Source organism: Shewanella sp. WXL01, assembly GCF_012263345.1.
Taxonomy (GTDB): Bacteria; Pseudomonadota; Gammaproteobacteria; order Enterobacterales; family Shewanellaceae; genus Shewanella; species Shewanella maritima.
In genome coordinates, this window is the sequence record NZ_JAAIKQ010000008.1 from 1 (window position 1) to 13,998 (window position 13,998).

The following is a 13,998-nucleotide window of genomic DNA, read 5'->3' on the forward strand; positions in this document are numbered from 1 at the left end:
ACAGATATACTTGTCATATTGTTAAAGAGCATCCCGTTCGCGCTTGGCTCATCGGGTCAGGGCTGCGTATTTTACGCTTTCCCATCTCGGCGTCAAGTGTTTTTTCAAACTTTCTTTTCGCCTTGATTTGAGTGGCTTAAATGCCTTCAAATCAAACTGTCGAACTTGCAACCTACACCTCGTGCTGGCCGCTGCGCCGTGTCTACCAAGCTTGTTCCAGACAAGCTTTGGCATTCCCTACGTCCTGTAAGTCAGTGGGAGCGCATTATAGGGAGCAGATTTATTTGCGCAAGCTGTTTTTGTAATTTAAACCATAAAAAAGACCGCTTGACGATCATTTCACCAAAAGCGATCTTTTTTAAACATTTAGCGTGTCATTTAAGCTGTAATTATTCTATTCAGCTTGAACCTTTACTGCCTGGCTTTCTGCATCACTAGCTTGATCTTGATTATCTTCGACTTTAGTCTTCGAACTAAACTGGGCTAGAAACTCAATCGCATTTTCGTCATCCCAATCTACATAACTACGTACGAACGCTACCAACTCGCCTTGTTCATTTAAAATAAACGTCGCTGGAATAGTTTCGAGCGGGAACACAGCTCTTAAGTTTTGCATCGGATCAAAATAAGAAACAAAGTCCCCCATTTCGAGAGATTGCAAAAATGGCTGCACGATTTGTTCACCTTCTGCATCAATTGAAATTGGGATTAGTGCATAATCTTCTTTATTTAATGCTATGCCAAGACGCTTAAGTGCCGGCAGCTCACGTACACAAGGCGGACACCATGTGGCCCACATATTAACCACAACCACTTTACCGCGAAATGCCTCAAAGTCGACTTGTTCTCCAGCAAGACTGCTGAAGTCAACCAAGTCAATGGGAAACGGCGTTGGCAACACATTGATTTTATCTAATGTCGATTGTGACTGCTTAGCTTCTTTAGGCTTCATCCCTGGGTAAGCATGGCTGTGCACACTCACCATCAGGGTCAAAGATAAGATAGCGGTAAGAATTAACTTCATTCTTTTAATACGCTTATTATGGTTAAGAGTCTTTATTGCGATTAAGCAATTCGTCGAGTTGTTTTTGGTCTTCTTCAGATAAACCTTGGTCAATCTCAACAGCTTTACGTTGTTTACGCACAAACACTAGAGCAACGAATAAACCAATCGCTAGAAGCACAAATGGACCACCCCATAAAATATAAGTCTTAGAATCAAGCTTAGGCTTATAAAGTACAAAGTCACCGTAACGTGTTGTCATGAAGTTCACGATTTCATCGTCACTCTTACCTTCGTCCACCATTTTGTAAACCTCAAGACGTAAATCTTGGGCTACCGGTGAATTTGAGTCGATTAGGTTCTGGTTCTGACATTGTGGGCAACGTAATGAGTGCGCAAGTGATAGTGCACGCTTTTGGTTGTTGTCAGATTTAAACTCATAAGTGTCTACTGGTGTTGCTGCCACTTGAGTGGCAACAAACAAGGTCAAACATAAACTCACTATTATCGCGAATGCGCGCATTAAGATACTCCTTCTTTCTTGGCTTCAGCTTGTAGCTGCTTCACCATAGGGTAAAGAGTCTCAGACCAAATGTTTTGATCGATTGGGCCTGCGTAACGGAAACGAATGATGCCGTTATGATCAACAATGAAGGTTTCAGGCGCACCATACACCCCAAGATCTAGACCTAAGCGGCCATCTACATCGAAGATGTTTTTCTCGTATGGGTCGCCTTCTCGTCTTAATTCACGAATTGCCGCGCCACGCTCATCACGATAGTTAATACCATAGATAGGCATAATGTTTTGGCGAGCTAGCATCATTAAGAACGGGTGTTCGTATTTACACGCTGGGCACCAAGTTGCCCAGACGTTTAATACTGATACCTGACCTTTAAGATCTTCATTGGTGATAAATTCACTGGCGTTTTCAAGCTTTTCGAGCTTGAACGCCGGAACGGGCTTACCTTCCAAAGCTGATTCTAGTTTCTGTGGGTTAAGGAATAACCCCTGATATAGGAATATCCCCATACCAAGAAACAAGACTAAAGGTATAAACAGCACCAACTTTTTCATACTTTCTCCGTTACAAATTTAGGCTGTGGCTAAATTATCTTTGGCAGCTTTTTCTGTTGCTGCTTTTTTTACACGGTAACGTTTATCAGATGCTGATAGGAAACCACCGACCATCATCAAGATTGAACCGATCCACAACCAACGTACAAATGGCTTGTAGTTAAGGCGAACAGCAAACTGAGTCATGCTTAGAGGATCACCCATTGTGATATATAAATCACGGAAGAAGCCCCAATCAATACCCGCTTCAGTCATGTCCATTGTACGTACATTATACTGACGACGGTCTGGACGCAGCAGCGTCACATACTCATCACCTTTGTACACTTCTACCTGACCTTGTTTAGCAGTGTAGTTAGGACCAACGACATTCTTAGTCTCAATGTACTTAAAGGTATAACCCGCAAGCTCATGACTAATACCTGGGCCCATACGAACACTCTTTTCAACTGAGTAGTTCGACACCATGGTTGCGCCAACTACAGACATCGCGATACCAAGGTGAGCAATAATCATACCTAACTGGCTACGACCCAAGCGGCTTAGCATAAAGTCGCCATCTTTGGTTTTACAGATATTGTAAGCCGCTTTAATTGACGCCAAAGTGATCCACGTCGCGGTACCAATACCGAATACAACCCAAAGGTTAAACTCTCCGCCCATTAGGAATGGGGTCGCTAGACCAACAACAGCTGAAACGATTGCAGGAACAAGTAGCTGACGCTTAATCTCGCCTTGCTTAGACTTCTTCCAGCGGATGATTGGACCAATCCCCATAAAACCAAATAGCACAAGTACGATTGGTACAAATACAGCGTTAAAGTATGGAGGTCCTACAGAAATCTTACCCATGCCCAATGCATCGATAAGTAGCGGATAAAGTGTACCAAGTAATACCGTACCACACGCCACCGTTAGCAACACATTACAAACCAAAAGCATGGTTTCTTTCGACTTAAGTTCAAAACGCGCTGGGCTACTCATTTCACTTGCACGGAAAGCGAACAAGGTTAAAGAGCCACCAATTGCCAAACCAAGCAGTAATAGGATGAACATACCGCGACTTGGGTCTGCAGCGAACGAGTGAACCGATGTTAAAACACCAGAACGAACAATAAAGGTACCCAGCAAGCTTAATGAGAATGCAAAAATAGATAGCAATACTGTCCAGTTACGGAATGCACCGCGTTTTTCAGTCACAATAAGTGAGTGAACTAACGCTGTACCAATCAACCAAGGCATAAATGAAGCGTTTTCGACTGGATCCCAGAACCACCAGCCGCCCCAGCCTAATTCGTAATATGCCCACCAAGAACCTAATGAGATACCGCCGGTTAAGAATACCCAAGCAGCTAGCGTCCAAGGACGAGACCAACGTGCCCAAGCTGAATCTAAACGACCACTCATTAACGCTGCAATAGCAAACGCAAAGCTAACAGCAAAACCTACATAACCTAGGTAAAGCATTGGCGGATGGAAAATCAGACCAACGTCTTGCAGCATAGGGTTAAGGTCACGCCCCTCTGCAGGAATTGGAAATAAACGTTCGAACGGGCTTGAAGTCAGAATCATAAACAAGGTGAAACCGACAATGATCATCGCCAGCACTGACAATACCCTTGCGGTAAAGACTTCTTCTAAGCCTTTACTAAACATGGCTACCGCAGCTGCCCATACCGTTAACGAGAACACCCAGAACAGTAGTGAACCTTCGTGACCACCCCAAACGGCGGCAATCTTAAAGAAGATAGGTAACTGAGAGTTAGAGTGATGCGCTACATAAGCAACAGAGAAATCATCAACCGCAAAACTGTAACCTAGGGTGATGACCGAAATAGTAATAAAGAAGAACATGCCGTATGCAAGCGGCCATGCAAATCTCACTAAATATGGGTCCTTACGGGCCGAACCTATCAATGGCACACTAGCTAGAAGAAAGGCAAACGCCAATCCAATAATCAGTGAAAAGTGTCCAAGTTCTGGAATCATGGGAGATCCTTAATCTACAGAGATCTAAGTTAATTTGAGTTTTTCAACTCACAAAAACGCTATGCGTAACTAAGCAAATATAATCACATTAGCTTAAACGAATTTTAAATTATTCTAGTGTTAACTAAGCCGAATGTCTGCCATTTTGATGCAAAACTGGGTGACTTGTCTCATTATGTTAACTTACTTCAACAAAAACTTATGTTTACATTTGCATCCCATACGACCCACATCACAGTATTAAGTTTCAGACGATTTTTACATTATGTTTCGATCTGTGAACCAACACTCAACTATCAATTTTTGGGTTTAGTTCTGACGTATATTACTGTTCAATGAATAATCTTTCCGTATAATCTACCTCTCAAGCCAAAGCGGAAACTGCTGCTTTTCCTTTAAACTAAAAGTGAATATTGAAACAATGACCACATTTTGGATTTTTATCGCGCTTGCCCTTTTCATTAGCCTGTTAATGATTTGGATCCCGCATTTCCGCCAGCAAAAGTTACTGCAAGCTGAAGAAGCGGGTGTACGTAAACAAACCAACCTAGAACTATTTAACGAACGTCTTGGCGTATTGGAACAAGAGCTAGCAGAAGAGCTATTGGACCAGCGAGAGTTCGATGCCCTTAAGAAAGAGCTAGAGATCAGCCTACTTCAAGATATGAAGCAAGAAGGTGATGACTCGCTTACCGAAGTTGCTAAACCAAAGAGCGTACTTTGGCCTACAATCATGACTGTTGCTGTTGTCGGTGTATGTGGTTACTTCTACCAGGAGCTTGGTGCTTATAAAGAGTTAGCAAACCCACCTCAGGCACAGCGCAGCCCACATGAAGGTATGACTCAAGAACAAGTAATGGCTCAACGTCTGCAAATGATGGAAGCCCAGGTTCAATCTGAGCCTGAAAACAGCCAAGCATGGTTCTCATTGGGTCATGCCTACATTTCAGCAGGTCAGTACAATCAAGCAATTGCCGCATTTGATAAAGTCATGGAGCTAGTGGGTACTCATGCAGAACTACTAGGGCCTAAAGCAACCGCTATGTACTATGCTGCAGGTCAAAAAATTACCCCTAAAATCCAGGGTATTATTGATCAATCATTGTCGATGGACCCGCAAGACCCGTCAACATTACTGCTAATTGGTATGGACTCATTCTTTACTGCTCAATACCAAAAAGCGATTGACGCATGGCAAATGATCTTAGATAGCGATCGTCAAGACGTAGACCGCACCGCATTAATGAACGCAATTCAATCTGCAAAAATGAGTATGCAATCTGACGTGGGTGCAATGCCAAATGACGACGCACACAACCCACTAAAGAACAAACAAGCTCAAGCTAGCGGCAACAAAACCGTCGATGTAAATATTGAAGTTTCTGCAGAGCTTGCTGACAAAGTAGACTCAACTGACATGATCTTTGTATTTGCTCGCGCAACTTCTGGCCCTAAAGTGCCACTGGCAGCAACGAAGATCAGCGCTAATAGCTTACCAGCGACGATTACTTTAGATGACAGTACATCGATGGGTGGTGACGTAAAACTTAGCGGCGCTAGAGAAGTAGAGATTATTGCGGTACTTTCAAAGCATGGTAGTGTTAAGCCACAAGCAGGTGACTTACAAGGTAAAATTGATGCCGTTGCTGTTGGTGGCACTACCACACTGACCCTAGATACCCTAGTGCAGTAGCAAAATAGTGCAATAGTAAAAGTGCAGTAATTAGAGACAGCAACAACAGGTGCTGTTTCATGGCAAACACAAATACTATTACAAATACAATCCACAAAAAAACCGGCTAATTGGCCGGTTTTTTTTAGAGCGTCAAAGTCAAATCTTACTTAGACATGAACTCGATAGCAGCTTTGTAGTCTTCATCACTACAGTCAGTACACATACCACCTGGTGGCATAGCATTCATACCAGACTTAACTGTACCGATTAGTGCGTCCATACCTTTAGCTAAGCGTGGTTCCCAAGCTGCAGCGTCGTGAGCTTTTGGAGCGCCTGCAACACCCATGCTATGGCATACTTGACATGCTTTGGTATAAACAGCCTCACCATCCTGAGCAAAAACATTTGCAGACAAAGTTAGAGCAGCTACTGCAGACATTGCTAACAATTTTTTCATCTTTATGCGTTCCTAAATGTAATAAATACAAGGCTTGTGGCTGCCTTAAATTACGGAGGCAGACTCTTTTTCACAGCAAGAATACTACAAACTGCAAATAAACTCACCTTTTTGTGATAACAATCTCACCTTCCCCCTAGCAGAAAAGACAAAATTCTCAAAATCATTAATATATTAGAAAATGTTGAAAAAGTTCCAACTTTGTCAATGTTATTGGAACTAAGTCAAATTGCTGAAAGACAAAAGATAACAAAGGTAAACCCGCAAATCGCTTTATGTTAGTATCTTTTTCGATTCATCCTCACCAGAAAACCGAGGGCTAAGTGACACAAAAACCACAAACAAACGTGCTAGTTCATGCCAACGAATTAACCTGTATTCGTGAAGAGCGCATTCTATTTGATGAGCTCAGTTTTGATATTCATGCGGGCGATATTGTCCAGATTGAAGGTCCAAATGGTGCAGGTAAAACGAGTCTTTTACGTATCATCGCTGGACTGTCTCGCCCATACGCGGGAGAGGTACATTATCAAGGTCAAGACATCACTCGATGCCGCGATGAGTTTAACCACGACCTACTCTACCTGGGGCATCTTGCTGGCGTTAAAAGTGAGCTAACTGCAGAAGAGAACCTTAACTTTAATTTAAGAATCAGCGGCTATGATGGCTTTGATACCTCGGATATTCTTGCGAATGTTAATCTGAGTGGATTTGAAGATGCATTAGCTGGTCACTTGTCTGCAGGGCAGCATAGACGTACCGCCCTAGCAAGATTGTGGCACACCAACTGTCGCGTTTGGATATTAGACGAACCTTTTACGGCCATTGATAAGAAAGGCGTGGAAGAGCTTGAAAGACTATTTATCAAACACGCTGAGTCTGGTGGTTGCGTTATCCTTACCACTCACCAGGATATGAGCGTAGTAAGCGACGAGCAGCTACGAAAAATCCGACTCGATTATCGCTTTGTATAAGGTATCGCAATGAATAGAGGTATTAGTTACACCAGCGCTTTTATTACGCTACTTAAACGCGATATAAAAATTGCTATTCGTCATCGCGGCGATATTTTTAATCCATTATTGTTTTTTATCATGGTTGTTACCCTATTCCCATTAGGTATCGGCCCTGAGCCACAAGTACTAACTCGCGTCGCACCAGGTATTATTTGGGTTGCAGCATTACTCGCATCAATGCTGTCTTTAGAGCGACTTTTTAAAGCTGATTTTGCAGACGGTAGCTTAGAGCAAATGCTACTTAGCCCGCAGCCGTTGTCTTTAATGGTATTAGCTAAAGTACTTGCTCACTGGATTTTAACTGGCGTACCACTCATTTTAGTTGCGCCATTACTTGCAGTGTTATTACACCTTGAAACCAATAGCTATGGTGCGCTAATTGCAACTCTAGCTTTAGGTACACCGGTATTATCTTTGCTGGGTGCCATTGGTGTTGCACTAACTGTAGGCTTAAGAAAAGGCGGCGTATTACTCAGCTTGTTAATTCTACCGCTGTATATTCCGGTGCTAATTTTTGCCACCAGCGCGATTGATGCCGCAGGAATGAATTTACCTTACACTGGTCACCTTGCCATCATAGGCGCAATGTTGGCTGGTTCTTTAATTTTGGCTCCAATTGCTATTGGCGCTTCATTACGAGTGAGTACAAACTAAATGTGGAAATGGCTTAATTCATACGCTGATCCAGAGCGTTCATATAATCTCGCAGGCAAGTTACTACCTTGGTTTGCTTGTTTAGCAATCGCACTTATTGGTGTAGGTACAACTTGGGGCTTATTGTTTGCACCAACTGACTACCAACAAGGCGACAGCTATCGCATTATCTTTATCCACGTGCCTGCTGCATCTATGTCAATGGCGGCCTACATGGGTATGGCAACAGCGTCATTTATTGGTCTGGTTTGGCAAATTAAGGCAGCTGACTGGGCTGCAGCATCTATCGCTCCTATCGGTGCGGTAGTGACGTTTATTGCACTATTTACCGGCGCAACTTGGGGCAAGCCAATGTGGGGAACTTGGTGGGTTTGGGATGCACGCCTAACCTCTGAGTTAGTCCTGCTATTCTTGTACTTAGGTGTTATTGCACTATACGCATCATTTGAAGACAAGGTCCTAGCTGCTCGCGCTGCTGGTATTTTAGCTATCGTTGGTGTGATTAATATTCCAATTATCAAGTACTCAGTGGAATGGTGGAGCAGCTTGCACCAACCAGCAACCATTAAGATCACCGAAGAATCAACAATGCCGATGGAAATGCTAATGCCGCTTCTCATCAACATCTTTGGTTTCGGTATGATGATTGGCGCAGTAACCCTAGTTCGTTTCCGCAGTGAAATCTTAGCCCGCAATGGCATGCGCCCGTGGGTTCGCGCGCTAGCAACACAAGAGGTAGCCAAATGATCCAGTTTGACTCTATCAGCGACTTTTTCAATATGGGCGGCTACGGCTTTTATGTCTGGCTTGCATACGGTGTCACCTTCTCTAGCTTGGCAATTTTGATTGTTGCCAGCGCACGCAGAAAACGTGCTGTGCTTTCAGAAATCGCGACCAAAATCGCTCGTGAAGCCAGACTTAAAGAATCAAGAGGTAACAAACAGTGAACCTAAATCCAAGACGTAAAAAGCGACTCGCACTAGCCTTATCTTTAATTGGTGGTGTTGCCGTTGTCGCATCGTTATTGCTATATGCTCTAAACTCAAATCTAAACCTATTCTTCACACCGTATGAAATTGTTAACGGTAAGCAAGACACGGGTGTTAAACCTGAAATCGGTCAACGTATCCGCGTAGGTGGTATGGTAACAGTAGGTACACTAGTTCGTGATCCTGACAGCCTGCACGTTGAGTTCGAAATTCATGACTCATTTGGCGGCGCTATCATGGTGACTTTCGATGACCTACTACCAGATCTGTTCCGTGAAGGACAAGGTATTGTTGCCCAGGGTATCTTAATCGAGCCAGGTAAAGTAGAAGCAACCGAAGTACTGGCGAAGCATGACGAAAACTATATGCCACCAGAAGTAGCTGAAGCTATGGGTCAAGGCCATAACAAGCTTGACTACAGTGAGCAGCAAGGTGAGAAAAAGTCTTACTAAACTCATATGAGTTTCAATCTACAAAGCCAGTCATCACGACTGGCTTTTTTGTAAATTGTTACCACTGACTGTGCTTCCTAGCCAAATCCTCTTTAAATCAATGATTACGTGTCAGTTTTGCTACGCACCCTTGCCTATAGCCTCAAATTTGTTTACCGTTGGCTGCAATTTAAACAATTGGAAGGGAGTTCCTGTGACACTTTTTTCAAAAACAGTGATGGCAATCGGTATTGCTAATTGCGCGCTAATCACCTCTGTATCACAAGCTAATGCAGCTGATCTCACTCAAGAAAACCAAGCTCGACTACTTGGCTGGATGCAAGGCCATTTTACCAGTGAACAACAGTCAATTGATGACAAAGACTTCTTTAATATCCATTTGAATATGGTGCAGATTTGGCCATCAGAAAAATCAACCTGGCTGTATGTTGAGCAAGCGGCTGCCACTCACTTAAAAGAGCCGTATCGTCAGCGGGTATATGAGATAAGCGCTATTTCAGAAACAGAATTTGCCAGCAAGGTATACACCTTTGCCAACCCAAAAGACTATGCCGGCGATTACCTAGACACCAATCCACTAGGTAAATTAAGCCCTAAAGATTTGACTGAAAAGCAAGGGTGTACTGTTTACCTAACCTGGTCAGCAGACAGCGCAGCGTACATTGGCTCAACCAAAGCTGACGAATGTAAAAGTAAACTGCGCGGTGCAAGCTATGCCACCTCTGAAGTAACAGTTACCGCAGATAGCATTATGAGCTGGGATCGCGGCTTTGATGCCAGTGGAGAGCAGGTTTGGGGCGCGGTGAAAGCAGGTTACGACTTTATTAAGCAGTAGCTCTAGCCATAACAATCACAAGCAATCATCATAGCTCTTAGCAAGATACAAAAAAGCCATAGCAACGCAGGTTGCTATGGCTTTTGCATTTAATGATGTACAGATGCACCTGAAACAGATGCCCCTATAATAGGGAGTTATCTGCGTTGAGCGCTCTTACTGACCGAGCTTTGTTGCTATCGCGGCTTTGACCTGATTGACAGCTGTGCCGCCTAATACGTCACGCTTAGCTAAACACTCTTCAATTGTCAGGTCTTGATACACATCATCATCAATTAGCTCTGCAAACTGCTTCAACTCAGCAACCGAAAGTTGCTCAATCGCCTTTTGCTGGTTGATAGCAAATACAACAACCTCACCGACAACATGGTGGGCTTCCCTAAATGGCATGCCTTTAGCCACCAAATAATCAGCTAGCTCAGTTGCATTAGCATAACCTTGCTGCGCCGCTTGCAATGCTTGCGGACGGTTAACTGATAAGCCCGACAACACAAGTGCAGTCATATCTAAACAAATAGACCAGGTGTCTACCACATCAAACAAGCCCTCTTTGTCTTCTTGCATATCTTTGTTGTAAGCAAGCGGCAATGCTTTCATGGTAGTTAAAATGCCCACCAGCGCGCCATAAACCCGACCCGTTTTACCACGCACCAACTCTAATGCATCGGGGTTTTTCTTTTGTGGCATTAGTGATGAGCCAGACGTGACATTATCAGCTAGCGAAATAAAGTTAGCTTCACCTGAGTTAAAGAAGATTAAGTCTTCTGCCATACGGCTTAGATGCATCATGCTGATCGATGCGCTGCTGCATAGCTCGACAACATGATCTCTGTCTGACACCGTATCTAGACTATTGAGTGTTGGGCCGCTAAAGTTCAGTGCTGCAGCAATTGCATAACGGTCCATACTGTAAGCCGTGCCAGCAAGTGCGCCACTACCTAGCGGGCAAGTATCCGCACGTTTTAGTGCATCTTGTAAGCGGCTAATATCCCGCTCAAACATCTCGACATAAGCCAAGCACCAATGGCCGAAGGTAACAGGTTGCGCCCGTTGTAAATGGGTATACCCAGGCATTACAGCGTCAACTTCACGCTCGGCAAGTGCCAATAGCTCTGCGTGTAAAGTCCCCAACTTAGCCAGTAGCGATTCACCCTGAGCTTTACACCATAGCTTCAAGTCAGTAGCGACTTGATCGTTACGTGAACGACCTGTGTGCAGTTTTTTGCCTAAATCACCAACCTTGGCAATTAGCTGTTGCTCAACATAGCTATGAATATCCTCTGCACCATGGCTTGCTATTTGCTCTGGTTTATCAGCAAACTCTTGAAGCAGCTCATTTAGTGCTTGTTTTAAATCAGCACATTCTTGCTCGGTAATAATGCCCACGCTGGCAATAGCATCAGCCCAAGCAATCGAACCAACGACATCATGCTCGAACAAGCGGTAATCAATCGGTAATGAGTCGTTGAATTGCTTAAACAAAGCACTGCTTTCACCTTGGAATCTGCCACCCCATAATGCCATTGTGTTGTCCTCTTAAGTAATCTGGTTGCTATACTTCTTGTAGCTAAACTCTGGTAACTAAAAACAAACGGGGCTCATAAGTAGCCCCGTTCTTGCAAATAATGCGTTAAGGGTTATTTGGTGTTTAATGCACGAATTCGGCTGGCCAATGAGTAGAGACGGATAAAGCCTTCTGCATCTTTTTGGTTATAAACCTCATCTTCACCAAAAGTGGCAAACTCTTCTGAATATAAACTGTTTGGCGAGCGCTTCTTCACCGCGCTTGCTTGACCTTTATAAAGCTTTAATACCACTTCACCGTTAATTAAATCTGCTAACGGCTTAGACGCCCCAAGTAATGACTCACACAAAGGTGTAAACCAGCGACCGTCATACACTAGATGCGCCATTTGCGCGCCAACTTGTTCACGCCATTCGCGGCTGGTTTTATCTAGCACCAACTCTTCAATTGCTCTGAGCGCGGCAAACATCACAGTGCCACCCGGCGTTTCGTAGCAACCACGAGACTTCATACCCACTAAACGGTTTTCGGTAATATCAATACGCCCGACGCCATGCCTACCGGCAATCTCGTTAAGTGCCATTAATGCTCCATAAGGCGTTAGGCTCTCACCATTTACCTGGGTCACTTTGCCCTGCTCTAACGTCAGCGATACATATTCAGGCTCATTAGGCGCATCTTCAGGCGCTACCGTCATGGTCCATACTTCTTTCGTTGGCTCATTCCATGGATCTTCTAACTCGCCGCCTTCATGGGAAATATGCCAAGCGTTAGCATCACGGCTATAAATCTTAGTTGCAGAAGCCGTAGTCGCAATGTTGCGCTCAGCTAAGTAATCAAGCAGGTCTTCACGGCTAACCATCGACCATTCGCGCCATGGAGCGATAACTCTTAAATCAGGCGCTAATGCCGCAAAACAGCCTTCAAAACGCACCTGATCGTTGCCCTTACCAGTACAGCCATGACATACGGCATCTGCGCCGACTTTACGCGCAACCTCGACCTGAGCCTTGGCGATAATTGGTCTTGCCATTGAGGTACCCAATAAATAAGTACCCTCGTAAATGGCGCCAGTGGCAATGGTCGGGTAAATATAATCAGCGACTAACTCTTCTTTTAAATCGACGATATAGCATTCAGAAGCACCTGAAGCGATTGCCTTTTCATGCAAACCTTCTAACTCTTCATCACCTTGACCCACATCTGCGCAAAAGGCGACGATCTCACAGTTGTTATAGGTTTCTTTTAACCAGGGAATAATCGCTGAGGTATCAAGGCCACCAGAGTAAGCAAGTACTACCTTTTTCACATCATTATCGTGTTGCTTAATTGCCATGTTGCTGTTCCTAACTTTAATCTTTTTAACGTATGTAATTTGTTTCAATCTAATTTACGGGTTAACTAATTTACGCTGAGTGTTACCCGAGTAAGGTCACCAATACCGCGTTTTGCGCGTGCATGCGGTTTTCCGCTTGACGTAATATCAGTGAACCTTCGCCATCAACCACAGCGGCAGTCGCCTCAACCTCACGGTAGGCCGGTAAGCAATGCATAAAGTAGTTGGCACCTGCACCTTGCATTAACTCTTCAGTCACTTGATATGGCTTAAACTTAGCTTCAATTTCAGCCATTGGGGTACTATCGCCCATCGAAATCCAGGTATCGGTGTAAATCGCATCCTGCTCGCCAAGCTCATTAATATCTGATGTTAGTACTAACTTACCGCCGTGCTCGGCAGCGATTTGCTGCGCTTCACACACAACCTGACCATCAGGGAAATGCCCTTTAGGGCAAACAACTGTCATTTGCACACCGAGTAATGCCGCGCCATACATCAGTGAATGGGTCACATTGTTGCCATCACCTATGTAAGCAAGCTTCACCTTGCTTAAGTCATCAAACATTTCTGACAAACTGAGGAAATCAGCAAGCCCTTGGCATGGGTGATACATATCTGACAGCGCATTGATCACTGGTACAGTGCCATGCTCAGCCAACTGCTCGATAGTTGAGTGAGCAAAGGTGCGCGCCACAATTGCATCAGCCCAACATGAAATATTGCTAGCAAAGTCTGATACCGGCTCGCGCTTACCTAACGCACCATTTTGCTGATCAAGATAAAGCGCGTGACCACCTAGCTTATTAATGCCGATATCGAAACTTACTCGAGTTCGCAAAGACGGCTTTTCAAATAGCATGACAACGCTTTTGCCTGCTAATGCTTGTGCATAACCTTGAGGATTCGCCTTAATTTGCTTTGCCAGCGCCAACAGTTGTAGCAATTGGCTTTGAGTTAAGTCTTTAATCGAAAGAAGATGATTCATTT

At 44.2% G+C, this 13,998-nt stretch carries 15 protein-coding genes; 7 read left to right on the forward strand and 8 right to left on the reverse strand.

Annotated features, from left to right (window positions below):
• Positions 1–394 precede the first annotated feature (394 nt).
• From G3R49_RS15500 to G3R49_RS15515, 4 genes are read right to left on the reverse strand one after another with little or no spacing between them, the layout of a single operon-like run.
• On the reverse strand, positions 395–1,024 hold the full coding sequence (locus tag G3R49_RS15500; protein ID WP_130600144.1) for a TlpA disulfide reductase family protein: 630 nt from the start codon (positions 1,022–1,024) through the stop codon (positions 395–397).
• Positions 1,025–1,046: 22 nt separating this feature from the next.
• Positions 1,047–1,526: a heme lyase NrfEFG subunit NrfF gene (gene nrfF / locus G3R49_RS15505; protein WP_130600142.1), complete on the reverse strand. Its 480-nt coding sequence runs from the start codon at positions 1,524–1,526 to the stop codon at positions 1,047–1,049.
• Complete coding sequence (locus tag G3R49_RS15510) at positions 1,526–2,080, reverse strand: DsbE family thiol:disulfide interchange protein (RefSeq protein WP_130600140.1); 555 nt, start codon at positions 2,078–2,080, stop codon at positions 1,526–1,528. Before G3R49_RS15510 ends, nrfF begins: the two co-directional genes overlap by 1 nt.
• A gap of 18 nt (positions 2,081–2,098) precedes the next feature.
• Positions 2,099–4,069, reverse strand: a complete 1,971-nt coding sequence (locus G3R49_RS15515; protein ID WP_130600138.1) for a heme lyase CcmF/NrfE family subunit — start codon at positions 4,067–4,069, stop codon at positions 2,099–2,101.
• A 421-nt stretch (positions 4,070–4,490) separates the two neighbouring features.
• Here G3R49_RS15515 and ccmI point away from each other — a divergent pair, with 421 nt between their 5' ends.
• Entirely contained in the window at positions 4,491–5,762 is a 1,272-nt protein-coding gene (ccmI, locus tag G3R49_RS15520; protein ID WP_130600136.1) for a c-type cytochrome biogenesis protein CcmI, read from the forward strand.
• Between the two features lie 145 nt (positions 5,763–5,907).
• Here the strand turns inward: ccmI and G3R49_RS15525 are convergent, their stop codons facing one another.
• Positions 5,908–6,201, reverse strand: a complete 294-nt coding sequence (locus G3R49_RS15525; RefSeq protein WP_130600134.1) for a cytochrome c5 family protein — start codon at positions 6,199–6,201, stop codon at positions 5,908–5,910.
• 323 nt (positions 6,202–6,524) lie between these two features.
• Here G3R49_RS15525 and ccmA point away from each other — a divergent pair, with 323 nt between their 5' ends.
• The 6 genes from ccmA (at position 6,525) to G3R49_RS15555 (ending at position 10,147) form a co-directional block, all read left to right on the forward strand.
• Entirely contained in the window at positions 6,525–7,175 is a 651-nt protein-coding gene (gene ccmA, locus G3R49_RS15530; protein WP_130600132.1) for a cytochrome c biogenesis heme-transporting ATPase CcmA, read from the forward strand.
• A 9-nt stretch (positions 7,176–7,184) separates the two neighbouring features.
• Entirely contained in the window at positions 7,185–7,871 is a 687-nt protein-coding gene (gene ccmB, locus G3R49_RS15535) for a heme exporter protein CcmB (RefSeq protein WP_130600130.1), read from the forward strand.
• The gene (locus G3R49_RS15540; protein ID WP_130600128.1) at positions 7,872–8,618 is read left to right on the forward strand and encodes a heme ABC transporter permease; all 747 of its coding nucleotides are present in this window, start codon (positions 7,872–7,874) and stop codon (positions 8,616–8,618) included. It begins immediately after the preceding gene.
• Entirely contained in the window at positions 8,618–8,818 is a 201-nt protein-coding gene (gene ccmD / locus G3R49_RS15545) for a heme exporter protein CcmD (protein ID WP_130603435.1), read from the forward strand. Before G3R49_RS15540 ends, ccmD begins: the two co-directional genes overlap by 1 nt.
• Positions 8,815–9,312 carry a cytochrome c maturation protein CcmE gene (ccmE, locus tag G3R49_RS15550; RefSeq protein WP_130600126.1) on the forward strand — a complete coding sequence of 166 codons (498 nt, stop codon included), beginning with the start codon at positions 8,815–8,817 and terminating at the stop codon, positions 9,310–9,312. The genes ccmD and ccmE overlap by 4 nt, the downstream gene beginning before the upstream one ends.
• A 193-nt stretch (positions 9,313–9,505) precedes the next feature.
• Entirely contained in the window at positions 9,506–10,147 is a 642-nt protein-coding gene (locus G3R49_RS15555) for a chromophore lyase CpcT/CpeT (protein WP_165399008.1), read from the forward strand.
• 156 nt (positions 10,148–10,303) lie between these two features.
• On the opposite strand, the gene argH is transcribed toward G3R49_RS15555, so the two are convergent.
• The 3 genes from argH to G3R49_RS15570 all read right to left on the reverse strand — a co-directional run bounded on the left by argH (position 10,304) and on the right by G3R49_RS15570 (position 13,996).
• Positions 10,304–11,671, reverse strand: coding sequence for an argininosuccinate lyase (gene argH / locus G3R49_RS15560; protein ID WP_130600122.1), 1,368 nt, complete (start codon positions 11,669–11,671; stop codon positions 10,304–10,306).
• A 113-nt stretch (positions 11,672–11,784) separates the two neighbouring features.
• The gene (locus G3R49_RS15565) at positions 11,785–13,008 is read right to left on the reverse strand and encodes an argininosuccinate synthase (RefSeq protein WP_130600120.1); all 1,224 of its coding nucleotides are present in this window, start codon (positions 13,006–13,008) and stop codon (positions 11,785–11,787) included.
• A gap of 82 nt (positions 13,009–13,090) precedes the next feature.
• Complete coding sequence (locus G3R49_RS15570; RefSeq protein ID WP_130600118.1) at positions 13,091–13,996, reverse strand: ornithine carbamoyltransferase; 906 nt, start codon at positions 13,994–13,996, stop codon at positions 13,091–13,093.
• Positions 13,997–13,998: the final 2 nt, after the last annotated feature.